Here is a 22,329-nt window from a genome sequence, read left to right on the forward strand (position 1 = left end):
GTGTGATCTTCTATAATAAGTACAACAACTTGCTGAGTAGGTATAAATCTATGTATACAGCACTTTGCAATATATCAGCGCTTGGAATTCGGCAGGTGACGCGCCCACTTCTGTTATTGATAGGCCTAAGTGTCGGGGCACATTGTTACGCCGAGACGGTCACTGTTACTAATACCTTAGAGTTAACCCGAGTATTAGCCGATGCTAAATCTGGCGACAGAATTATGCTTGCTGCTGGGCGCTATCAAGCGCCGTTGCAAATTCGTCAATCTATTACGTTATCAAGTCTTGGTGACAGTATTATTGATGCCGCTGGCGTGGGCAGCGCCATCACGGTATTTGCCAGCAATGTTGAGATCTCAGGCTTAACCATTGAAAACTGGGGTAACGACCATTACGAGCGTGATGCCGGTATTTTAATTGAGCCTGGCTGTGACGGGATTAAGATCCACAACAACAACTTACAAGGTAATGGTTTTGGTGTGCGCGCCGACGAACTTAGCGGCATTAAAATTCATAACAATGTGATTGTTGGTAACAACACTTTATATACCCTAGATAGAGGCGATGGTATTCATCTGCAACATGTCGTCGATGCTGAGATCTGGGGCAATACCATTTCTCAAGTGCGCGACGGCGTGTATCTCGAATCTGGTAGTAACAGCAAGGTTTACGCTAACCAACTGTTTGACCAGCAGTACGGCATTCATTACATGTACACCCATGATGATGAAGCCTACAGTAATCAAAGTTATCAAGTGGATGGTGGCTACGCCATCATGGATTCAAAACGCATTAATCTGCACCGTAATCAAGTATGGGATGCTATTGATTTTGGCATCTTGCTAAATATGAGCAAGGACTCTCGGGTAGAGCTTAACCGCGTTGAGCAGATAGTTAACCGCAGCGAAAACCAAATTCAGGGCCAAGAGGGCAAAGGTATTTTTGTCTATGGCGCCCGCGACAATATCATTATCAATAACCATTTTGCCTATAACGACATTGGCTTTTATATGGCGATGGGAGGCGAGGGTAATCAGGTTTACGGTAACCAGTTTATTGATAACTTTTCGCAAGTGAAATACGTCGGTGATGCGCAGCTAGAATGGAGTCGTGCAGGCCGAGGTAACTACTGGAGTGGATACCTAGGATGGGATCACAATTTGGATGGTATAGGCAATACGGCGTACCGACCTAATGATAATATCGATAAATTATTTTGGCTCTATCCTGAAGCTAACTTCTTGATGGATAGCCCTATTGTAGTGGTACTTCGCTGGGTGCAGCGTCAATTTGAAATTACAGAGTCTAGCGGCATTATAGATAGTTACCCCTTGTTGGAGCAAAACCCGGTTTTTAGTTTGTAAAACCTTAGCTTGCCAACAGACGGTGCAGTTTTTTCGGAGAACCAATAGCTCCTTGTTTAGCGGTAATAGCGCATCATGCACCATATAAGACATCAGTTTGCTGATTTGGTTTTTGAGTTTAACCGTAGACGAATTATTGCTCGTGTTAGCGTTAAGAATGTGAAGTGTTCGGAGAGTCAATGGATCCTTGTTTAGCAGTATCAGCACGTCATATAAGACATCAGTTTGCCGATTTTCTTGCGCTTAATGATGTGAGTTTCGAAGTTGAGCGCGGTCAGACGATGGCGCTGCTTGGCCATAATGGTGCAGGCAAATCGACTTTGATCAAAATTTTACTGGGCTTGCTCAAGCCAAGCGGCGGTGAAGTCATCGTTCTTGGAGAGCAGCATTCAGGGCAGCGCGCCGACTTAAAAATAGGTTACCTACCGGAGAACGTTAGTTTCTACGATAAGCTAACAGGCAAAGAGATTTTAAGTTATTTTGCCGCGCTTAAAGGTATCGGTAAAAAAAGAGTTAGCCAACTGATTGAAGAGTTTGGCTTAGAATATGCCCAAGACCGAGCCTTAAAGACCTACTCAAAAGGCATGAAGCAGCGCCTTGGATTTGCCCAGGCAATTTTATCTGAGCCGGAGTTATTACTACTCGATGAGCCCACGGTTGGCCTAGATCCGGTGGCATCACAGTTCCTCTACGGCAAAATTGCCGAGCTTAAGCTGCAGGGCTGCGGCGTGATTGTCTGTACCCATGAGCTTTCTTTGATTGAGAACAATATCGATATTGCGCTGATTTTAGCTAAGGGAGAGAGTTTAGCTAAGGGCTCTCTGAGCCAGCTTAGACAAAACAGTGGCCTTAAAACTCGACTGACATCGGCAAACTTAGCAACTTGGGTCGCGCAGCAGCCGAGATTAGCCGCATATTATGCCGATGACGCGTTGCAATTGGATGCTGAGTCTAAGCCTGAAGTGCTGCAGCTATTGATGTCAGACTGCCAAGCTTTTGATTTCAGTATAAAGGAGCCTGCTCTAGCTGAGATCTATCATTTTTACATGGGTCAATGTGCGCAACTTGAAGTGGTGAGTTAATATGATGCCTCAATCAGTGGTGATGGTCATTGCCCAAAAAGAGATCAAAGATAGTCTGCGTAATCGCTGGGTTATTTTTATCTCGATGATATTTCTTATATTGGCTTTAAGCGTCACTTTTGCCGGTAGTGCGGTAGCCGGACACCTTGCAATTCCTGAGCTGGATATCTTGATGTCGAGCCTGTCGACAGTCTCGGTATTTATTATTCCCTTAGCGGCCATGCTAGTGAGCTATGATGCTTTTGTCGGGGAAGATGAGTCAGGCACATTATTGCTGTTAATGTCATACCCTATCAGCCGACTGCAAATTCTAATGGGTAAGCTATTAGGCCATAGCGTGATTCTAGGCGGTACGATAAGTTTTGCCTTTGGGATTACCGGCTTGTTACTCATGCAGTTTGGTGATGGGGATAATGTTCAAGCCACCTTTAGTTTATTCGCACAATTTATCTTTAGCAGTATCTTACTGGCCATTACCTTCATTTTATTGGGTTATATCGTCAGCCTCAAATCCTCAGAAAAAGCTAAGGCCGTGGGCAGTATTTTATTTGTTTGGTTCCTATTCGTGTTGATTTACGATTTATTGTTACTGACGATATTGGTAGCAGATCTGAGCTTTATAAATCAGTATATTATCAATATTCTAATCGCGCTGAATCCAACCGATCTCTATCGAGCTATTAACCTTATAGGTAGTGACGCAAACAATCTAGGAATGCTATCTTCGTCGACTTGGGGAATGCTTGCTCTTTATGGGGTGATGTTGCTATGGATTTCAGGATTATTGTTTATTGCTAGTCAGATATTTAAAAAGCGAACTCTGTAATGCATCAAATAACCACGCCTTGCTAAATTACCAAGACTTTTTAAGTTGATTTAAAAGGTATTTTAAATAAATCATTAACTAGATGCCGTGAAGTTTAGGATTTCCACATATTAAAATGTAAGATATGTGAGCGATAGCATCTAGATCTAAAAGTGCTGATTTGATATCTGGGTGAAATCACGTTTTTAATGATTGATTCGAGTAAACTGACATTAATTTACGTTAATAACTGGGTTGCAGTTAATTGATTTATAGGGGATTAAGGTGCTGAAAGTTACTCCTTATCTGGAGTTGGATGAAGAGGCTAAGCAATTAGTCGATCATGCGAATAATAAAACCATAACGCTGACGGTATCGGAGTCGGCTGTATTACATCAACTGATCCTTTCCATTAGCTCGGTATGCACTAAAGAAGATTTGCTGGCTGCTGGCTGGCCCGATCGTGTTGTTGCCGCAACCTCACTAACTCAGTGTGTGAGTACCCTTAGAAAGAAATTAGAACCTTATCCTGAGGTAGTGCTTAGAACCATCGCTGGTCGTGGTTATCAACTCAATGTCTCTACGCGCTCCCATATCAAGATGCTTGCGGTTAATGACCCTGAATCTGTGCGGGCGGCTATCGTCGATGTCTCTCTACTGGTGAAAATCAGCGGTATCGTCATCGCGATACTGATCTGTCTGTCTATGTGGTATTTCAGTGATTATCACGGCGTAGTTAAGGCTAAGAATAGCTGGGATTCTAAAAAGAATATCGAGTTGAATATTGGCGGAACTAAGCAAGATGTACAGCTTATTCATAAAGATAATGTCACCCACCTTCACGCTTCCATGTGGCAGAAACATCTTGCTCCTGAATCGAATCATCTAGACGATATCAATCAGTTTAAGGGTTATGCCGTCACCGATGGTAATTACTATTCGATGGCTGTGTGCCCAGAAGCCAATAGTTATGGCTGTTCAGGTAAAGGCTTAATCAATATTACAGCGATTGATTTGACCCCCGCAGGGTTAAACATGCAAACCTTTACCGAGTTGACCCATCAGATGGAGCAACGCATTCGTTATAACCGAGTCATTATTCCTCATGATGAGCCCGGGACCAGTGGCTTTATCGAGCACCATTATCACGCAGATGTTTATTACCCTGTGCAGGGCAATATGTTGGTGCGATCTGATATCAGTTTGTCACTGATTTATGGCGGAGAGAACACTGGTAAGTTTTACTCGGCGGCTTGTGTCACCGATGAAGAGTGTAAGACCACCCCGATTAAGTACAAAATTAAGGGCGACTTTACCCAGTATCGGGAAAAAATTGATAATTTCGATGTGGATGTATTCCACGTCAAAGTGGCGCAAAAAGAGCTAATAAAGCCTGATCAAGTGAGTTCATCTGCGATGCATTTCTATCGCGAGATCCGTAAGCACGAGATCATCGATAGCGACCTGTATTTCTACCGAATATATAAAGATGCCGACACCGCGGTTTGGATTGTACCTATCTTAGGTAATTTAGTGGCCTGGTATGAGTATGACAAGGTGAAGCTTTAATAACAGAAGGTTCGAGGTCTTAGGTTCTAGGTCCTAGGTCCTAGGAAAAGCTGAGACGGATAAAGGCCGGTAAAGCTAAGACGGAAAATGCAAAAGCTAAGAAGCGGCAAAGGCGGTGTTTTTTGGCTTTTGCTCTTCCTAGCAGGGCGTAGCCCGCCCTCGTAGCGCAGCGGCCTAGGATCTAGGTCCTTCTGTTAAAGCTAAGACGTAAAAGCACACGATACAGTGTGGCTTCTTTTGATCGTATAGCAGGGCGCTGCCGTTCTCGCAGCGCTCTAGGATCTCGCCCCTTCTTTTCAAAAACTCTTTTCTTCCCCCCATCCCTCCACTGTTTTCGTTAGCTAGATCACAATTAAAAACTGATCACCATGCATGATCGAAACGTTTCGATTACTCTGCTCGCAATTGCCATCGAAACGTTTCGATGGTTAGCGATAAGCCTTAGGTTGATAGATGAACAAACACGCTTTACTCAATGCCGATATGAACTACCTAGCCGCAACATTGGGCCATACCGATGAAGTAACGATTTGTGATGCGGGATTACCCATTCCAGCATCTGTGCAGCGCATCGATTTAGCGTTAACCCACGGCGTGCCGAGTTTTATTGCCACGGTAAAGGTTTGGCTAGCATCATCGCAAATCGAAGGGGTTGTGTTGGCTGAGGAATTTGCCGATGTTAGCCCTGAGTGTCATCAAGCTCTGCTAGCCGAGATTGAAGCCGAGCAGCAAGCAACTGGCCTAAAATTTAGTGTGGAATACATTAGCCATGAAGCGTTTAAGCAGCGTACTCAAAATAGCCGAGCAGTGATCCGCACCGGCGAGTGCACCCCGTATGCCAATGTGATTTTTAAAACTGGTGTTGTATTTTAAGCTTAGCGGAGTCACCTATGACCCAAGCAATATTGCAGTTACAAGCCATTGAAAAGTCTTTTCCCGGGGTAAAAGCCCTAGATAAGGCCTGCTTAAATGTCTATCCAGGCAAAGTGATGGCATTGATGGGAGAGAATGGCGCAGGTAAATCGACCTTAATGAAAGTGCTTACCGGGATCTACAACTTAGATGCTGGGCGTATTGTTTATCAAGGTAAAGTGCGTAGCTTTGACGGTCCTCGTGATTCACAAGCCGCTGGCATTAGCATTATCCACCAAGAGCTCAATCTTTTTCCTGAGCTGACTATCGCTGAAAACATATTCCTTGGTCGTGAGATCACATCCAGCTTTGGGCGTATATTGTGGGATGAAATGAATGCCCAGGCTGCAGCGCTTTTAAGTCGATTATCAGTGTCCCATGCACCACAAACATTGGTTGGTAAGCTGAGCTTAGGCGAGCAGCAGATGGTAGAGATTGCCAAAGCCATCTCGTTTAACTCGAAAGTCATCATTATGGATGAGCCGACCGATGCGCTAACCGACATCGAAACGCAATCGCTGTTTAAGGTGATTAATGAGCTGCGCGATCAAGGTTGCGGTATTGTTTATATCTCTCACCGCATGCAAGAGATCTTTACTATTTGTGATGCAGTCACTGTGCTTAGGGATGGCGGCTTTATTCATGAATGTGCGATTAGTGACATTGATGAAGACCAACTGATTGAGCGCATGGTGGGGCGTAAACTTGCTGACCAATACCCTCGTATCGCGATTACTCATCAAGGTAGCCGTTTAGCGGTCAATCAGTTATCGGGTCCGGGCGTGGCTAACGTAAGTTTTAACCTTAACCAAGGTGAAATTTTAGGTTTCTCTGGCTTAATGGGCGCTGGGCGCACCGAGCTGATGAAAATGATTTTTGGTGCAGAGGCTATAACTCAGGGGCAAATAAGCCTAAATGGCTGCGACATAAAGATCAGCAGCCCGCAGCAAGCACTTGCGGCCGGGATTGCTTATATCTCAGAAGACCGTAAGGGCGATGGTTTATTGCTGGACCTGTCGGTTAAAGAAAACATGTCTATTTGTGCCTTAGCCAAGCTCAGCACTGGGCTGCAGCTGCGCCACAACGATGAAATGGCCGAAGTCGACCGCTTTATCGATGCCTTCAATATTAAAACCCCAAGTCGTGATGCTCGCATAGGTAATTTGTCGGGGGGGAATCAGCAAAAAGTCTCTATCGCTAAAGGCTTAATGACCTTACCACAAGTGCTTATTTTAGATGAGCCAACCCGTGGTGTAGACGTGGGCGCTAAGAAAGAGATTTACGATTTAATCAATCGTTTCAAGTCGCAAGGTATGAGTATTATTTTAGTGTCGTCTGATATGCCTGAGCTGTTAGGTATGTCTGACCGTATTTTAGTTATGCATCAGGGCCAGATCAGTGGCGAATTTGACGCAGCCCAAGCAGATCAAGAAACGATTCTTGCCTGTGCTGTCGGTAAAACATTACACAAGGATATTGCATGAGTCAGTCAATTACAGCGCAGCCATTTTATAAGCGCATCAATAAAGCGTGGTTGATTGAGAACAAGTCTCTGATAGCCTTATTTAGTCTTATTTTTGTGGTGTCTTTACTAAGCCCCAACTTTTTAACCCTTGATAACTTACTCAATATTCTGCGTCAGACTTCAATCAACGCGATTATTGCTGTGGGTATGACAATAGTGATTTTAACCGCGGGTATCGATTTAAGCGTTGGCTCGGTGTTGGCCTTAAGTGGCGCAATCGTGGCGACCCTTATCGGTATGGATGTGCCAGTGGTTGTGGCTTTGCCAGTTGCTTTGATTGCCGGCGCAGCACTTGGTGCGATTAGCGGCATTATTGTGGCCAAGGGCAAGGTACAGGCCTTTATTGCAACATTGGTGACCATGACTCTGCTTCGCGGCGTGACTATGGTATACACCGACGGTCGCCCGGTACCGACAGGCTTTACTGACACCGCCGACAGTTTTACCTGGTTAGGGACCGGCTATGTGCTAGGTATTCCTGTGCCAGTATGGTTGATGGCAATTGTGTTTGCAGGCGCTTGGTACTTACTTAACCACACCCGCTTTGGCCGTTATATTTATGCAGTAGGTGGTAACGAGTCAGCAGCGCGTCTGTCAGGTATAGCAGTCGATAAAGTTAAGATTGCCGCTTACGCTATTTGTGGCTCTATGGCTGCACTAGCAGGCGTTATCGTGACTGCGCGTTTATCTTCGGCGCAGCCTACTGCGGGTATGGGTTACGAGCTAGATGCGATTGCGGCGGTAGTACTTGGCGGCACCAGCTTGATGGGTGGTAAAGGCCGGATCATGGGCACCTTAATTGGCGCACTGATCATTGGCTTTTTGAACAATGCCTTAAACCTGCTCGATGTATCGTCTTATTATCAGATGATTGCCAAAGCCAGCGTGATCTTGCTTGCGGTACTTATCGACACTAAGCAAAAAGCATAACTCGATATTGGCAGTGCGCTTAGCGTGCTGTCTTGTTGTATTTTCCGAATTGAAAAGGTTTACCATGAAGCGACTTGCTAATCTTAAAGCCTCTGCTCTGTTATCGGTTGCATTGCTGTCTGCTAGTGCGCCTTTTAGCGCTAGCGCTCAAGATGCGATTGCTATTGTGCTGTCGACAATGAACAACCCCTTTTTCGTGACCATGAAAGATGGCGCTGAGGCAAAAGCGGCTGAGTTAGGCTACAAGCTGATTACGCTGGACTCGCAAAATGATCCGAGTAAAGAACTGGCTAACGTTGAAGATATGACGATGCGCGGCGTGAAAGCGATATTGATTAACCCAACCGATGCGCTAGCAGTAACCAATGCCATTCGCACAGCCAACCGCGCCAACATTCCGGTACTGACATTAGACAGAACCGCAGAGCGCGGCGATATCGTCAGCCATATCGCTTCTGACAATATTGCTGGTGGCGAACTTGCCGGGCAGTTTATTGCGCAAAAGCTAGGTCAGAATGCCAAGGTTATTCAGCTTGAGGGCATAGCGGGTACATCAGCAGCACGTGAGCGCGGTGAAGGTTTTAACAACGCAGTGACAGCCAACAACTTAGAGATGCTATCTAGCCAGCCTGCGGACTTTGACCGTTCAAAAGGCTTAAACGTGATGGAAAATATGCTGGCAGCCAATGGTGATGTACAAGCGGTGTTTGCCCAAAACGATGAAATGGCCTTAGGTGCGCTGCGAGCAATTGAAGCCGCGGGTAAAGATATTATGGTGATTGGCTTTGACGGCACCGATGAGGGCATAGCGGCGGTTAGGCGTCAGCAACTGTCGGCAACCGTTGCCCAGCAACCAGAGTTACTCGGTGCAACGGCGATAATGATCGCAGATAGAGTCTTAAAAGGCCAAGTGGTTGAAAAATCGATACCTGTTGCGCTAAAAATCATTACTCAAACACAGTAATCTTACTGATAATTTGTCACACTAGCGTGCATTAAAATGTGCACGTTAACGTGCGCGCCAAGTGAACTATCATCATTGGCGTATTTTTCCTCTGAGCCTAACATCATTATGAGTTTGGTTACTGCTTCAGAGGTCATCAAGGAAAATGGAAATGTCTCAGCTAATCGTTTTAGGCAGTGTCAATGCCGACCATGTTCTTCAAGTACCTTCTTTCCCTCGTCCGGGTGAGACCCTACATGGCCGTAATTACCAAGTGATCCCTGGTGGTAAAGGCGCCAATCAGGCGGTTGCCGCTGCAAGATTAAATGCCGATATCGGCTTTATTGCCTGCGTAGGTGATGATAGCTTTGGTCAAAACATTCGCCAGACGTTTGCAAACGATGGCATGGATATTTCGGCAGTACACATGGTTGAGAATACCCCAACGGGCATTGCGATGATTCAAGTGAGTGACTGTGGAGAAAACAGCATTTGTATCGCAGCTGAGGCTAACGATGCATTAACCACAGAGATAGTTGAGCAGCATTCGGTAAAAATTGAGCAAGCCGAGTATCTGTTGATGCAGCTCGAAACGCCATTGGCGGGTATTGAACTAGCTGCGAGTATTGCTAAAGCGAAAAAGACTAAGGTGGTATTAAATCCCGCCCCTGCGCGCAGCTTACCTGATGTACTCTTGGCCATGGTTGATATCATTACCCCGAACGAAACGGAAGCTGAAGTGCTAACCGGCGTTGCTGTGACTGACGCAGATAGCGCTGCCAAAGCCGCTAAAGTGTTGCACGGCAAAGGCATTGCGACTGTGATGATCACTCTCGGCGCTAAAGGTGTGTACTTAAGTGAGCAAGGTACAGGTAGCATCATTGCTGGCTTTAAGGTAAAGGCTACCGATACGACTGCTGCAGGTGATACCTTCAATGGCGCGTTTGTGACGGGATTACTTGAAGGCAAGGCTATCGAAGATGCAGTGGTATTTGCTCACGGCGCAGCGGCTATTTCGGTAACCCGTTTTGGCGCGCAAACCTCAATTCCATCACGAGATGAAGTTGAGCAGTTTTTAGCAGCGCAGTAATTAATATAAGTGACAAGATAGGAAGTTAGCCCATGGCCACCATGAAAGATGTTGCCAAACTTGCCAGCGTATCTACATCGACAGTCAGCCATGTGATGAATGGTACTCGCTTTGTAAGTGACGATATTGCCAAGCGGGTGCAAGAAGCCGCGCAGCAGTTAAATTATCATGGCCCTTCTGCGGTGGCTCGCAGCCTTAAACAGAACTGTACTAAAACTATTGGCATGTTGGTGACCACCTCAACCAACCCGTTTTATGCCGAAGTGGTGCGCAGTGTTGAGCAAGCCTGTTATCAGCAGGGATATAACCTTATTCTGTGTAATACCGAGGGCGATGCCCAGCGCCTTAAGCGTTCGCTTACCACTTTAATTGAGCGTCGCGTCGATGGTTTAATCATGATGTGCGCCATGCTCGAAGGCGACGATGCTCTGCTGTATCGCCGATTGGGTGGTTTACCAGTTGTGGTAATGGATTGGGGCCAAGTGGAGTTTCCTTGTGACAAAATTCAAGGCCACTCGCGCCAAGGTGGCATATTGGCGACGCAATATTTGATTGATAATGGCCACACCCAAATCGGTTGTATTACCGGTCCGCGTAATCGCCAGCAGGCAGATTTACGTTACCAAGGTTTTGTGGATGCTATGGCGGCGGCGAATTTACCGATTAACCCTGATTGGGTGGTGGAGGGTAACTTTGAAACCGAGGGTGGCAAGGCGGCATTTGCTAATCTACAAGCTGCAGGCAAATTACCGAGCGCGTTATTTGTGTGTAATGACATGATGGCGATTGGTGTACTGCATGAAGCCCAGCGCACAGGAGTGCAAATCCCTGAGCAGTTATCGGTTATCGGTTACGATAATATTCAGCTGGCTAAATTTATGACTCCAGCGCTAACCAGTATTCATCAATCGAAAGCGCGCCTAGGCGCCGCCGCAGTTAATGCGCTTATTGCGCGTTTGCACGACCCAAGCTTACCACCGCAATTTATGGACATTGAACCAAGAGTGACTGAGCGCGCCAGCGTGGCAAGCAAGGCATAGCAGCCGAACTCGAAACTAAAGCTAGAGCTAGAACTAGAACCAGAACTAGAAATTAAGTTGCGATAAGCACGATAAAAAAGGCGAGTGGATTATGCATCCTCTCGCCTTTGTTGATCTTACGACCTATTTATACTGATTGGTATTACTTAATAAACGCGAATGCATCACCGTAGAGGTGATCTTCCTCAACGCCCATGGTACGGAACACTTCACGCGCAGCGCCAACCATATCAAAACGCCCTGCAATATAGATGTCATAGCCTTTCAGGCTAGTGAAGTCGTCTTTGATCTGCTCAAGCAGATTAGCTTCTTTACCTTTCCAATCATCAGTTGCTTCTTCGATAACCGGGATAAAGTTCAGCCATGGGTGGGCGTCATGCCATTCGCGAGCAATAGTTTCATAGTACATCGCATCTTGGTTGCGACAACCCCAGTACAATGTGGTTTCAATATCTTGGCCTAAAGCAATCTTCTGCTCAACAATACTCTTGATATAAGAGAAACCAGTGCCGCCAGCAATTAGCAGGCGAGGGCGAACGCTATCTGCTCGCAGGTGAGCATCACCGCCAGGTACTTCAATCTCAATGCTGCTACCTGTGGCTAAGCATTCTTTTAAGCGCTCAACCACTTGCATAGGGTAGCTTTCGCTAACGGCGGCACCGATATGCAGCTCAATATGTTCGGCATCTGGTGCCGAAGCGATAGAGAATGGGCGTTTGTCTTTTTCGCCCATAACCACGCAAAGGTATTGGCCTGCTTTAAAATTAAAAGCGATACTTGGCTTTAAAATAACTTGAAACACCGCGTTATTAAACGGCGCTACTTTTTCAATGGTACAGCTAATGGTGTTCATCTTTATTCCTTGATGAGCCTCTCTTTGGAGGCTTATTAAGTCTAGGTTTATCTGCCTACCAAGTGGGATAGGCAATATAATGATTAACTAATGCAAAGTGCATTATTGTTACAGGGTTGGCGCATCGTCAATGCCAAGTTCATCCCATATGGCATCAACTTTTTGCTTAACGGCTTCATCCATAACAATTGGCGTGCCCCATTCGCGGTCGGTTTCACCTTCCCACTTATTGGTAGCGTCCATCCCCATTTTTGACCCTAGACCTGCAACTGGTGAGGCAAAGTCGAGATAGTCGATTGGGGTGTTTTCTATCATTACCGTGTCACGTTTTGGATCCATACGGGTGGTAATCGCCCAGATCACATCGTTCCAGTCGCGGCAGTTGACGTCTTCATCAACCACAACAATAAACTTGGTATACATAAACTGGCGTAGGAAAGACCAAGCCCCCATCATCACTCGTTTAGCGTGACCCGGATATTGTTTACGGATCGAAATAACCGCCATACGATACGAGCAGCCTTCAGGCGGCAAGTAAAAGTCGATAATTTCTGGATACTGTTTACGTAAAATTGGCACAAACACTTCGTTTAATGCTACACCTAACATAGCAGGCTCATCAGGTGGTCGGCCGGTATAGGTGCTGTGGTAAATGGCATCTTTTCTGTGAGTAATGTGGGTCACAGTAAACACTGGGAATGAGTCGGTTTCGTTATAGTAACCTGTGTGATCGCCATATGGGCCTTCTTCAGCCGTCTCGTCAGGATCGATATAGCCTTCCAAGATGATTTCGCTGGTGGCCGGTACTTCTAAGTCACAGCTTAATGCTTTACACACTTCAGTACGTTCACCACGTAACAGCCCAGCAAAAGCGTATTCGCTCATGGCATCAGGTACTGGTGTTACCGCACCCAGAATGGTTACCGGATCGGCGCCTAGCGCCACGACTACAGGGTAGCGTTCACCTGGGTGCTTCTCTTTGAAATCTTTAAAGTCTAATGCGCCGCCGCGATGATCAAGCCAGCGCATAATCAACTTGTCTCTACCGAGTAATTGCTGGCGGTAAATGCCCAAGTTTTGGCGCTTTTGGCGTGGCCCTTTAGTGATGGTTAAGCCCCAAGTTACCAGTGGCGCCACGTCGCCAGGCCAACAGTGCTGAATAGGCAGCTTAGTTAAATCGACATCTTCGCCGGTTTTAACGACTTGTTGGCAAGGAGGATTGCGTACGGTTTTTGGCGGCATGTTTAAGGCTTGCTTAAACATAGGGATTTTTGAAATAGCGTCTTTAAAACCTCGTGGTGGCTCAGGCTCTTTTAAAAACGCCAGCAGTTCACCTACATCGCGTAGCGCGAGAGGATCTTCTTTACCTAATGCCATGGCTACGCGTTTTGGGGTACCAAAAAGGTTAGCTAGCACAGGCATGTCGTTGCCGACAGGATTTTCGAATAACAGAGCTGGACCTTTGGCGCGTAATACACGATCGGCTATCTCTGTCATTTCCAAATGAGGATCGACGGGATGACTAATACGCTTAAGCTCACCATTGGTTTCTAAGTGGTCTATAAAGCTGCGTAAATCCTTAAAACTCATAGGGGAATTCTCATCGCTATAAACTGTGATATGGCGCGCACTATAGCACTATTCCAACGTGCGTTAAACGCTTGTTCATCAATGCGCGACTTGGATATATTTCAGGCTTTACTGAAGCAAATATGTGCGCAGCAAATGTATTAGCTTGTGGCATTGGTTTAGTCGTTATTTGAGCGTAAACTGAATTAACGCCATTCATGTTTGTTGAGTTGTTACAACAGAGGAAAATAGCGATGAAGATCCATAAACTGCACTGTTACTTTACCGTCTTATTAGGTTTAGCTGCCATGTTGGTAACGGCAAAGCCAGTGGCTGCATTGGCCAGCTCGCAAGTGATAAGCAATGTCAGTGTTGGTCTTGGCTGGAGTAATTATGATTACCGCGATCCTTGGCGCTGGAATGTAGGCGTGTCTAACAGCTGGTACGGTTATCCGTATCGAAATGGTTATTACAGGCCAGGCTGGCGACCCGGTTATAACTGGGGAGTGGGTTCTCGCTGGCGTTACCCTTATGGTTATAACAACCGTTATTACTCGCCTTACCGTTATGATAGGCAAAGCTATAAAGCACCTGAACCTAAGGTGGTTAGGCCGCCGGAGCGTATTACTACCAGCGTGAGTTATTCAACAGGGTTAACACGTCTCCCTGATAATGCACGAGTGATCCAAAAAGATGGTCGTACAGTGTATGAGTGGCAAGGAGTTGAGTATATGTTTGACTGGAATACAAATACTTACCAGAAAGTAACTGGAAATAAATAACAGCTAATAAATGACTTTGCCAAAAAGAACTTATTTAAGGAGATCTTAACCAAAGGGTGTCTAACAAAGATAAATTAGCCGCAAAGGGGCTATTTTATTCAGGCCAAAAAACTTGTTAATCTGAGAAGTAAGTTAACGGCATAACATGGAAGGATGACTTAAATGAGCTGGATGCAATTTACAATTGAGCTGCTGGATAAATTAATCTGGCCGGCAGTACTGGTGTTTGCAGTGCTCAGTTTAAAGCGGCCATTATCGAAGTTGATCCCCTTAGCGAAAAAGCTCAAGTTCAAAGACTTAGAGGTCGAGTTTGGTCAAGGTTTAAAAGCGGTGACGCAGCAAGCGCAAGGGGTTTTTCCTGAGCTTAAAACAGATAAAAAGTCGCAACTTATTGCTTCAGCTAATAGTTTACCTAACTCAGCCATTATTGAAGCTTGGGAGCAGGTGGATTTAGCGGCGGAGCAATTAATTAAGTCTCACTGCGACAACATCAGCTTAGATAAAAATACCCGCTATAAGCATATCGAGAATATTTTGATCAGCGAAGCGCTGATTAATACCAAGCAAGGCAAGCTCTTTAGTGAATTGCGCCAGCTGCGTAATCGGGTTGCCCATGCGGTGGGATATGAGGTAGGTAGGGCGGAAGCGATTCAATATATTGAGTTGTGCTTTAAACTTATTCAACATTTACATAGCTTAACGCCGTCTGCTCTTAGTGGCAGTCACTTAGGTATTAAAGAGATCGCCAGTTAGCGCAGCTTACCATTGGCTAAAGTCGATAAAATATAGCCCAATCATTGATTGGGCTTTATTTTTGGTTAGGCTTTGCTTTTTAAATACATATCATACCGTTGGATGATGAACCCCAGATCTTGAAACTTTTTATTGAAGGTCATGCCAAGCTTTTTCAGTACATTGATAGAGGCGTGATTTCGTTCAACCACGTCGCCAACAATATAATCTAAATCCATATGGTTTTTAGCGTACTCAATACAGGCTTGGTTTGCTTCGGTGGCAAAACCTTGGCCCCAATATTCAGGTGCAAAGCGGTAGCCTATATCCGTTTCATCAATTCGGTAATCGTTTTTAAAGCCACAAAAACCAATCACCTTATTGCTTTCTTTCAATACTACCGCCCAACGAGCGTAGCCAAACTGTAAGTATTCATTGAGCCAAATATCGCGAATAATGCGCTCGGCATCGGCTAGTGACTTAACGACTCCGGCATCGCCTGTGTATAGATTGACTCTTTCATCGGCGTTGAAATCATAGACGGCTTGAATATCGTCAAGATTAAACTCTCTAATGATTAGTCGCGGCGTCTCGGTAATGATTTTGCTCATGGGCTTTCCTTGTCTCCTTGTTCTGCAATTACCATACGACTTCTTTTATTGGATTGTCTGTTTCACCAATAATCGTTTTAACCACTTTATTATCAGCGTCTAACAAGATCAATCTTGGGATCCCACTATTAGCAAATTGCGAGTAGATGGCGCGATCTTCATCGGCGACTAAGGAAAAGTTTAACTCGTATTCGACGGCGAAAGTATTGAGCGCTGCTACCGTTTCTTCACGACCAATACCTATTATGTCGATGTTAGGGCTTAGGTGAATATTGGAGTTTTCCAAAAGTGTCATGGTGCGTTGAGAGTCGTGGCACCAAGTCGCAAATAGGATGAGTAGCTTGTTGTTACTTGATTGGCTTAAATCAATATTGTTGCCTTGAGTATCGACAAACTGACTAATGGGAACATGATCTCCAGGTTTGACATAGGTGAGATACTGAGGCTGTTTAGCTGTGTTAGCGCAGCCACTTATAACAATAACAAGTAGGCTTAATATGAGGGATTTAAAGGCTTTCATTACGATCCTTTTTTATTATAAAACCTGCAAACCAAATAGATGGCTAAAGGTGAGTTAGCAAGGTAAGTGGTAACCTTAATAATGCTAAGCTATCAAAGCTTCCAGTAAATGTATAACTACAGCATGTACATAAGCTCTAGGGCTGAGCGTTTGGTGTCTATTTATTAACAATAAATCCAATATGTTTGTTGACAGCAGTTCGAGTACATCCTATCGTGGTCTTATATCTAATTTGCTGTTGCATAAGTGTTTGATTAACAGAATTTATTAAGGAAGGTCACGTGTTGTTAACACTCGTTCAGGCTTACTACTATCGATAGCCACAATGGCGTAGATAGAGGTTATTTTCATCCCCCCTCATGTTTTAAATCACTCCATTGTGGCAATTCCATTTCTTTCGGAAGTCGGCCACCATCAAAGCCTGTTCCGAACTCAAACTCATATATTTGGAACACCATAAATGAACAAAAGTAAAACCTTCGGCAGCATGCTAATTATTGCTGGTACAACAATTGGCGCAGGAATGCTGGCATTACCTTTGGCCGCATCGGGTCTTGGCTTTGGTATGGCTAGCATCATCATGCTACTGATTTGGTCACTAATGACCTATACCGCGCTGCTGATGATTGAAGTACATCAACACGCCCCTATTGATGCGACCTTACATACCTTGGCGCATAAGCTATTAGGGCGAAAAGGGCAGCTTATTGCCAGCTTTTCGATGATGTTTCTATTCTATGCGTTATGCGCCGCCTACATTGCAGGGGGAGGCGAACAGATCCACAGTAAATTAACCAGCTGGTTTGGACTAGAACTGCCAATGCAAGCTGGATCAATTATTTTTACCTTATTGATAGGCACAGTGGTAGCCATCGGTACTCGTTCGGTGGATCTGATAAACCGCAGCTTGTTTTCGCTTAAATTGATTGCGTTAGTGGTCATGCTGTTCCTGCTTTTACCCCATGTGTCGGTAGAAAACCTAGTCGAGCTTCCTGTTCACCAAGGTTTAGTGTTCGCGTCATTACCTGTTATCTTCACCTCTTTTGGTTTTCATGGCTCTATTCCATCGGTTGTACGTTATTTAGGTAAAGATACTAAGGCGTTACGCTGGATCATCGTTGTGGGCTCTGCATTGCCATTGATGATATACCTACTATGGATGCTAGCTAGTCATGGCGTATTGCCTCAGGAAGACTTAATGGGCAGCCAAAGTTTGAATGGCTTTATCGCTTCTTTAAGTCGAATGTTAGACAATCCGATGATTGCTAATGCGGTATCTATTTTTGCCGACTTAGCGCTAGCGACTTCTTTCCTTGGGGTAAGCCTAGGCCTATTCGACTTCATCTCTGATCTACTTAAGCGCAGCACCAAGGCTAGCCATAGAGTGCAGGTTGGCTTAGTGACTTTCTTACCACCATTAGGCTTTGCTCTGTTCTACCCTCAAGGGTTTATTACCGCATTAGGTTACGCAGCCTTTGCCTTGGTCATTCTGGCTGTTTTTCTGCCAGTCGCTATGGTTACGGCACAGCGTAAGCAGGTCGGTTTACAGGGATACAGAGTAAAAGGCGGCAAGGTAGGCTTAGTTGCGGCAGGCTTAGCTGGTGTATTGATTATCAGTGTGCAATTGATGCAGATGTTTAACCTGCTACCTTCAGTTGGTTGATGGGTCGATAGGTTAAAAGCCAAGAAGTTCAGCTGATTTTGAGTGGTAATTGACTAAAAATCAGCTAACTAAGCATTATTTTGCATTGTTGGCTGGTTTTTTAGGCACTTGAGTCGAAAGAGACTTTACATTGAAGTCGAGTATCCCTATTATCAGCGGCGTTCGGAGGGATGGCAGAGTGGTCGAATGCACCGGTCTTGAAAACCGGCATGGGTTTATAGCCCATCTAGGGTTCAAATCCCTATCCCTCCGCCACATTTAGAGAAAGGGCTTCCAGTAATGGAAGCCCTTTTTCGTATTTGCAATTCAATGGGTTTATAGCGCAGATATGTAGGCTTCAAATCCTTATCCCTACGCCCCATTTAGAAGAGCCCGTTATCTATAGCGGGCTTTTTGCTATCTATGTTTTATAAAGTTGAACCCTAGGGTTCCTATTGTTTAAAGTCTGCTATCCCTCCGCCATATTCAAGATGAAGGGCTACTCGAAAGAGTAGCCCTATTTCGTATTTTCAAATAAAAGCTGAACCCTAGGGTTCCTATTGTTTAGACTCTTTACTAGGGATTGGCTATCCCAGCGCCAAATTTAGATGAGGCCCCAGCAGAAATGCTGGGGCCTTTTCGCATTTAGGAAGTTCCATTTTGAACCCTAGGGTTGCTATTGTTTAGACTCTTTACTAAGAATTGGCTATCCCTCCGCCACATTTAGAGAAAGGGCTTTCCTTCTTAATTGTAGAGAGAGGGAGCTCTTTTTCGTTTCGGATATAAAGCTGATTAGAACCCCTGGGTTCCTGCTATTTACAGATAACTAAAGTTAGCTATGCCTTTGCCACATTTAGAGAGGGAGCTTCCACTTTTTATTCAAGGGGAATAGTCGTATAGATGGCGTGTGGTGAAAGCGGTCCATATTGCGGTGTCTTAACTAGATTAGATTTGCAGCAGATTTTGGTGAAATGGACCTGTTGCGCTGAGTTTTTGTGCAAACTAACCAGTTGGGTGAAAATAGGCTTTACAATGACGCTGAGTATCCCTATTATCAGCGGCGTTCGGAGGGATGGCAGAGTGGTCGAATGCACCGGTCTTGAAAACCGGCATGGGTTTATAGCCCATCTAGGGTTCAAATCCCTATCCCTCCGCCATATTCAAGATGAAGGGCTACTCGAAAGAGTAGCCCTTTTTCGTATGTTCAGAAAAAGTTGATTTGACCCCCTAGTTCCTATTGTTTAGAACCAGCTATCCCATTCGCCACATTTAGAAAAGCCCGCTATTTATAGCGGGCTTTTTGCTATCTACGATTTATAAAGTTGAACTCTAGGGTTCCTATTATTTAGATCTAGCTATCCCAGCGCCACATTTAGAGAAAGGGCTTCCATTCTTGTAATAAATAGCGGAAGCCCTTTTTCGTATTTGCAATTCAATGGGTTTATAGCGCATATATGTAGGGTTCAAGTCTCCAGCCCTTGGCGCCACATTCAGAAAAGCCCACTATTTATAGTAGGGTTTTTGCTATCAGCGATTTACAAATGAGATCCTTAGGCTCCCTTTTACCTCTTGAGCTTGCTATTAACTGCTGTTTATTTAGATGTGGCGGCTGAAGTTTACACAAAATAAAAAGTGTCCTGTATTTGATTTGATGATTTCTCTTTTTAGTTGTGGTTTTATTGAGGATTTATCATCAACTAGTAAGAATGTTTGGTTTTCTTGAGGTGTCACACAGGTTCAGTAAAGTATTGTATTAATTAACCATCATTTACTGATATAAACCATTTCACAAAATAAACTGCAGGCATGTTTAAACGCATTCCAAGCAGTAGCTACCTCAATTCTTTGTATACCCTGGAGCACCAAAATGAGCTGCGAAATGACTCTTGATAGTTTTCTTTCTACCGTTGCTGAGCGTAACCCTAACCAGCCTGAGTTTTTGCAAGCGGTTAAAGAAGTACTCACTTCTATCTGGCCTTTTGTTGCTGCCCACCCTGAATATTTAAATGCTGGCATTTTAGATCGCCTAGTTGAGCCTGAGCGTTTGATCCAGTTCCGTGTTTCTTGGGTAGATGATAGCGGCAAGGTGCAAGTTAACCGCGCTTTCCGTATTCAACACAACTCATCAATTGGTCCATTTAAAGGTGGTATGCGTTTTCATCCGTCAGTTAACCAGTCGGTACTGAAGTTCTTAGCTTTCGAGCAAACCTTTAAAAACGCATTAACCACATTGCCAATGGGTGGTGGTAAGGGCGGTAGCGATTTCGATCCTAAAGGAAAGAGCGACGGCGAGGTCATGCGTTTCTGTCAGGCTCTAATGTTTGAACTGCATCGCCACCTAGGTGCAGACACAGATGTGCCTGCAGGCGATATTGGTGTGGGCGCACGTGAAGTGGGCTACATGACAGGCATGATGAAGAAACTGACCAACAGTGCTGAGTGCGTGTTTACTGGTAAAGGCTTGACGTTCGGTGGTAGCTTAATCCGCCCTGAAGCGACTGGATATGGTCTGCTGTATTTCGTTGAAGCTATGCTAAAAGCCAAGGGCGAATCCTTAGAAGGCAAAACCGTTACCGTTTCTGGTTCTGGTAACGTAGCTCAGTACGCAATCGAAAAAGCGATGGAGATGGGTGGTAAGGTCATTACTGCATCTGATTCTAGTGGTGTAGTGTTCGATCCAGAAGGCTTCACTACTGAAAAACTTGCTAAGCTGATGGAAGTTAAAAACGACCGCCGTGGACGAGTTGCCGATTACGCCTATGAGAATGGTCTAGAGTATGTCACCGGCGGTACACCATGGCAATTTGCTGCTGACGTTGCGCTGCCTTGTGCAACTCAAAATGAGTTAGATGCTGAACATGCTGTAATGTTGATTGAAAACGGTGTGCAAATTGTCGCAGAGGGAGCGAACATGCCAAGTACAGCAGAAGCTATCACTTTAATGCATGAGGCAAAGGTGCTATTTGCACCAGGTAAGGCAGCTAACGCTGGTGGTGTTGCTACATCAGGTTTAGAGATGAGCCAAAATGCATTGCGTTTAAGCTGGAGCCGAGAGGAAGTGGATATGCGTCTACGAGATATCATGTACTCAATCCATGCAACTTGTGAACAGTATGGCCGTGAAGACAATCATATTAATTATGAGTTAGGTGCTAACGTTGCAGGCTTTGTGAAGGTTGCCGATGCGATGAAGGCGCAGGGCGTCTACTAAGCTATCTATATTGAATGTTTTGAAAAGGGCCTTTAGGCCCTTTTTTCGTTTTATCTTTCGAACTATAGACCGTTGTAATGGGAAGGTCGCTGGATGAGTCGATACTGTATTAAATGATAAGGTTAGCTTTGGGCCGTTTAATTGAAAAGACATTACCTTTATACATTATCTTATCTGGTACAAGAGGTATAAAGTCAAAGTATGGGCTTATATAAGTATCATTTTTGATTTTGGGCTTGAAAAGGGACGATCCGAGTTTTTCAGGTATTGAATAATGCCATAAAGTGAGGGGCTACTAGTGAATGAGTGCGAAGAAATGTAGTTATTAGCAGCTGATTGTGCATAACTCTGTGTGTAAACTGTTGCTTGGCTGTGCCTTGTAAGGGTATAAAAATTAAATGTATTTTTGTTTCAAAAAGCCCTTGCACTCAGATCAAAACTCCCTATAATGCGCATCCACTGACACGGCACAGCAGGCCAACTAGCTAAACGAAAGGTTAGATAGAACGGGACTTGCAGCAGCGTTAGAGAGATTAACTTCTACGGAAATTAACCTCAGGTGACAATCGCTTTAAGAGCTTCGAATGATGGTTGTTAACACGAGAGTGAACAAAGAATCATCGCTTGAAAAACTTCTTAAAATAAGCGCTTGACGCCGACACTAGGAAGTGTAGAATACGCCTCCTCAGCCAAACGACCTAAGCGTCTAAGGCGCCATTTTGAAAGGCTTAGCCTTGATAGAAGTGGCACGCTCTTTAACAATATGACAAGCAAATCTGTGTGGACACTCACAGAGATTAAGTTATTCGAAATTACTTCTCACGAAGTAATCAAAAAATTACTTAATGAATGAGTGTTCATAGCAATATGTAATACAGAATTCGTTGAGCCGCTGATTTAGCCTTACTTGTAAGGTGGATGAAGCAAAAAACTTTAATTGAAGAGTTTGATCATGGCTCAGATTGAACGCTGGCGGCAGGCCTAACACATGCAAGTCGAGCGGTAACACAAGGGAGCTTGCTCCTGAGGTGACGAGCGGCGGACGGGTGAGTAATGCCTAGGTATCTGCCCAGTCGAGGGGGATAACAGTTGGAAACGACTGCTAATACCGCATACGCCCTACGGGGGAAAGGAGGGGACCTTCGG

At 44.9% G+C, this 22,329-nt stretch carries 18 protein-coding genes, 2 tRNA genes and 1 rRNA gene; 17 read left to right on the forward strand and 4 right to left on the reverse strand.

Annotated elements, in window-relative coordinates; translation table 11 throughout:
* The first annotated feature begins 95 nt into the window (after positions 1–95).
* From nosD to K5Q73_RS18015, 10 genes are all read left to right on the forward strand, one after another.
* A complete protein-coding gene (gene nosD / locus K5Q73_RS17970) occupies positions 96–1,367 on the forward strand; it encodes a nitrous oxide reductase family maturation protein NosD (RefSeq protein ID WP_259650851.1) in 1,272 nt (423 codons plus the stop codon).
* A 179-nt stretch (positions 1,368–1,546) separates the two neighbouring features.
* Positions 1,547–2,449 (forward strand): ABC transporter ATP-binding protein, encoded by a 903-nt coding sequence (locus K5Q73_RS17975; protein WP_220765645.1) that lies wholly within the window; start codon positions 1,547–1,549, stop codon positions 2,447–2,449.
* 1 nt (position 2,450) lies between these two features.
* Positions 2,451–3,275 (forward strand): ABC transporter permease, encoded by an 825-nt coding sequence (locus K5Q73_RS17980; protein WP_220765646.1) that lies wholly within the window; start codon positions 2,451–2,453, stop codon positions 3,273–3,275.
* A 264-nt stretch (positions 3,276–3,539) separates the two neighbouring features.
* Positions 3,540–4,823: a winged helix-turn-helix domain-containing protein gene (locus tag K5Q73_RS17985; RefSeq protein WP_220765647.1), complete on the forward strand. Its 1,284-nt coding sequence runs from the start codon at positions 3,540–3,542 to the stop codon at positions 4,821–4,823.
* Positions 4,824–5,276: 453 nt separating this feature from the next.
* Positions 5,277–5,696 (forward strand): D-ribose pyranase, encoded by a 420-nt coding sequence (gene rbsD / locus K5Q73_RS17990; protein WP_220765648.1) that lies wholly within the window; start codon positions 5,277–5,279, stop codon positions 5,694–5,696.
* A gap of 17 nt (positions 5,697–5,713) precedes the next feature.
* Positions 5,714–7,219, forward strand: coding sequence for a ribose ABC transporter ATP-binding protein RbsA (gene rbsA / locus K5Q73_RS17995; protein WP_220765649.1), 1,506 nt, complete (start codon positions 5,714–5,716; stop codon positions 7,217–7,219).
* Positions 7,216–8,190 (forward strand): ribose ABC transporter permease, encoded by a 975-nt coding sequence (gene rbsC / locus K5Q73_RS18000; protein WP_220765650.1) that lies wholly within the window; start codon positions 7,216–7,218, stop codon positions 8,188–8,190. Before rbsA ends, rbsC begins: the two co-directional genes overlap by 4 nt.
* Positions 8,191–8,254: 64 nt before the next feature.
* Positions 8,255–9,154 (forward strand): ribose ABC transporter substrate-binding protein RbsB, encoded by a 900-nt coding sequence (rbsB, locus tag K5Q73_RS18005; RefSeq protein ID WP_220765651.1) that lies wholly within the window; start codon positions 8,255–8,257, stop codon positions 9,152–9,154.
* Between the two features lie 151 nt (positions 9,155–9,305).
* Positions 9,306–10,223, forward strand: coding sequence for a ribokinase (gene rbsK / locus K5Q73_RS18010; RefSeq protein ID WP_220765652.1), 918 nt, complete (start codon positions 9,306–9,308; stop codon positions 10,221–10,223).
* A 32-nt stretch (positions 10,224–10,255) separates the two neighbouring features.
* On the forward strand, positions 10,256–11,263 hold the full coding sequence (locus K5Q73_RS18015; RefSeq protein WP_220765653.1) for a substrate-binding domain-containing protein: 1,008 nt from the start codon (positions 10,256–10,258) through the stop codon (positions 11,261–11,263).
* 142 nt (positions 11,264–11,405) lie between these two features.
* Here the strand turns inward: K5Q73_RS18015 and fre are convergent, their stop codons facing one another.
* Together fre and ubiD are read right to left on the reverse strand one after the other, a co-directional pair.
* On the reverse strand, positions 11,406–12,116 hold the full coding sequence (fre, locus tag K5Q73_RS18020) for an NAD(P)H-flavin reductase (RefSeq protein ID WP_220765654.1): 711 nt from the start codon (positions 12,114–12,116) through the stop codon (positions 11,406–11,408).
* 108 nt (positions 12,117–12,224) lie between these two features.
* Positions 12,225–13,706, reverse strand: coding sequence for a 4-hydroxy-3-polyprenylbenzoate decarboxylase (ubiD, locus tag K5Q73_RS18025; RefSeq protein WP_220765655.1), 1,482 nt, complete (start codon positions 13,704–13,706; stop codon positions 12,225–12,227).
* Positions 13,707–13,939: 233 nt separating this feature from the next.
* Here ubiD and K5Q73_RS18030 point away from each other — a divergent pair, with 233 nt between their 5' ends.
* Positions 13,940–14,467 (forward strand): hypothetical protein, encoded by a 528-nt coding sequence (locus K5Q73_RS18030; RefSeq protein WP_259650852.1) that lies wholly within the window; start codon positions 13,940–13,942, stop codon positions 14,465–14,467.
* 162 nt (positions 14,468–14,629) lie between these two features.
* Complete coding sequence (locus K5Q73_RS18035; protein ID WP_220765656.1) at positions 14,630–15,220, forward strand: hypothetical protein; 591 nt, start codon at positions 14,630–14,632, stop codon at positions 15,218–15,220.
* Between the two features lie 65 nt (positions 15,221–15,285).
* Here the strand turns inward: K5Q73_RS18035 and K5Q73_RS18040 are convergent, their stop codons facing one another.
* Entirely contained in the window at positions 15,286–15,810 is a 525-nt protein-coding gene (locus K5Q73_RS18040; RefSeq protein ID WP_220765657.1) for a GNAT family N-acetyltransferase, read from the reverse strand.
* Between the two features lie 28 nt (positions 15,811–15,838).
* The gene (locus K5Q73_RS18045; RefSeq protein WP_220765658.1) at positions 15,839–16,330 is read right to left on the reverse strand and encodes a TlpA disulfide reductase family protein; all 492 of its coding nucleotides are present in this window, start codon (positions 16,328–16,330) and stop codon (positions 15,839–15,841) included.
* A 460-nt stretch (positions 16,331–16,790) separates the two neighbouring features.
* Between K5Q73_RS18045 and tyrP the strand changes: the two genes are divergently transcribed.
* The 5 genes from tyrP to K5Q73_RS18070 form a co-directional block, all read left to right on the forward strand.
* Entirely contained in the window at positions 16,791–17,993 is a 1,203-nt protein-coding gene (tyrP, locus tag K5Q73_RS18050; RefSeq protein WP_220765659.1) for a tyrosine transporter TyrP, read from the forward strand.
* Between the two features lie 164 nt (positions 17,994–18,157).
* Positions 18,158–18,248, forward strand: a tRNA-Ser gene (locus K5Q73_RS18055).
* A 790-nt stretch (positions 18,249–19,038) separates the two neighbouring features.
* Positions 19,039–19,129, forward strand: a tRNA-Ser gene (locus K5Q73_RS18060).
* A 710-nt stretch (positions 19,130–19,839) separates the two neighbouring features.
* Positions 19,840–21,183, forward strand: coding sequence for an NADP-specific glutamate dehydrogenase (gene gdhA / locus K5Q73_RS18065; RefSeq protein ID WP_220765660.1), 1,344 nt, complete (start codon positions 19,840–19,842; stop codon positions 21,181–21,183).
* Positions 21,184–22,117: 934 nt separating this feature from the next.
* A 16S ribosomal RNA gene (locus tag K5Q73_RS18070) occupies positions 22,118–22,329 on the forward strand; the annotation flags it as partial.

The sequence above is a fragment of the Shewanella sp. MBTL60-112-B2 genome, assembly GCF_019655055.1.
Classification (GTDB): domain Bacteria; phylum Pseudomonadota; class Gammaproteobacteria; order Enterobacterales; family Shewanellaceae; genus Shewanella.

What these genes read in the sequence shown, in the direction of transcription:
- K5Q73_RS17975 (WP_220765645.1), top strand. Translation starts at nt 1,547, where the DNA reads ATGGATCCTTGTTTAGCAGTATCAGCACGTCATATAAGACATCAGTTT.
- K5Q73_RS17980 (WP_220765646.1), top strand. Translation starts at nt 2,451, where the DNA reads ATGATGCCTCAATCAGTGGTGATGGTCATTGCCCAAAAAGAGATCAAA.
- rbsD (WP_220765648.1), top strand. Translation starts at nt 5,277, where the DNA reads ATGAACAAACACGCTTTACTCAATGCCGATATGAACTACCTAGCCGCA.
- rbsA (WP_220765649.1), top strand. Translation starts at nt 5,714, where the DNA reads ATGACCCAAGCAATATTGCAGTTACAAGCCATTGAAAAGTCTTTTCCC.
- rbsC (WP_220765650.1), top strand. Translation starts at nt 7,216, where the DNA reads ATGAGTCAGTCAATTACAGCGCAGCCATTTTATAAGCGCATCAATAAA.
- rbsB (WP_220765651.1), top strand. Translation starts at nt 8,255, where the DNA reads ATGAAGCGACTTGCTAATCTTAAAGCCTCTGCTCTGTTATCGGTTGCA.
- rbsK (WP_220765652.1), top strand. Translation starts at nt 9,306, where the DNA reads ATGTCTCAGCTAATCGTTTTAGGCAGTGTCAATGCCGACCATGTTCTT.
- K5Q73_RS18015 (WP_220765653.1), top strand. Translation starts at nt 10,256, where the DNA reads ATGGCCACCATGAAAGATGTTGCCAAACTTGCCAGCGTATCTACATCG.
- fre (WP_220765654.1), bottom strand. Translation starts at nt 12,116, where the DNA reads ATGAACACCATTAGCTGTACCATTGAAAAAGTAGCGCCGTTTAATAAC.
- ubiD (WP_220765655.1), bottom strand. Translation starts at nt 13,706, where the DNA reads ATGAGTTTTAAGGATTTACGCAGCTTTATAGACCACTTAGAAACCAAT.
- K5Q73_RS18030 (WP_259650852.1), top strand. Translation starts at nt 13,940, where the DNA reads ATGAAGATCCATAAACTGCACTGTTACTTTACCGTCTTATTAGGTTTA.
- K5Q73_RS18035 (WP_220765656.1), top strand. Translation starts at nt 14,630, where the DNA reads ATGAGCTGGATGCAATTTACAATTGAGCTGCTGGATAAATTAATCTGG.
- K5Q73_RS18040 (WP_220765657.1), bottom strand. Translation starts at nt 15,810, where the DNA reads ATGAGCAAAATCATTACCGAGACGCCGCGACTAATCATTAGAGAGTTT.
- K5Q73_RS18045 (WP_220765658.1), bottom strand. Translation starts at nt 16,330, where the DNA reads ATGAAAGCCTTTAAATCCCTCATATTAAGCCTACTTGTTATTGTTATA.
- tyrP (WP_220765659.1), top strand. Translation starts at nt 16,791, where the DNA reads ATGAACAAAAGTAAAACCTTCGGCAGCATGCTAATTATTGCTGGTACA.
- gdhA (WP_220765660.1), top strand. Translation starts at nt 19,840, where the DNA reads ATGAGCTGCGAAATGACTCTTGATAGTTTTCTTTCTACCGTTGCTGAG.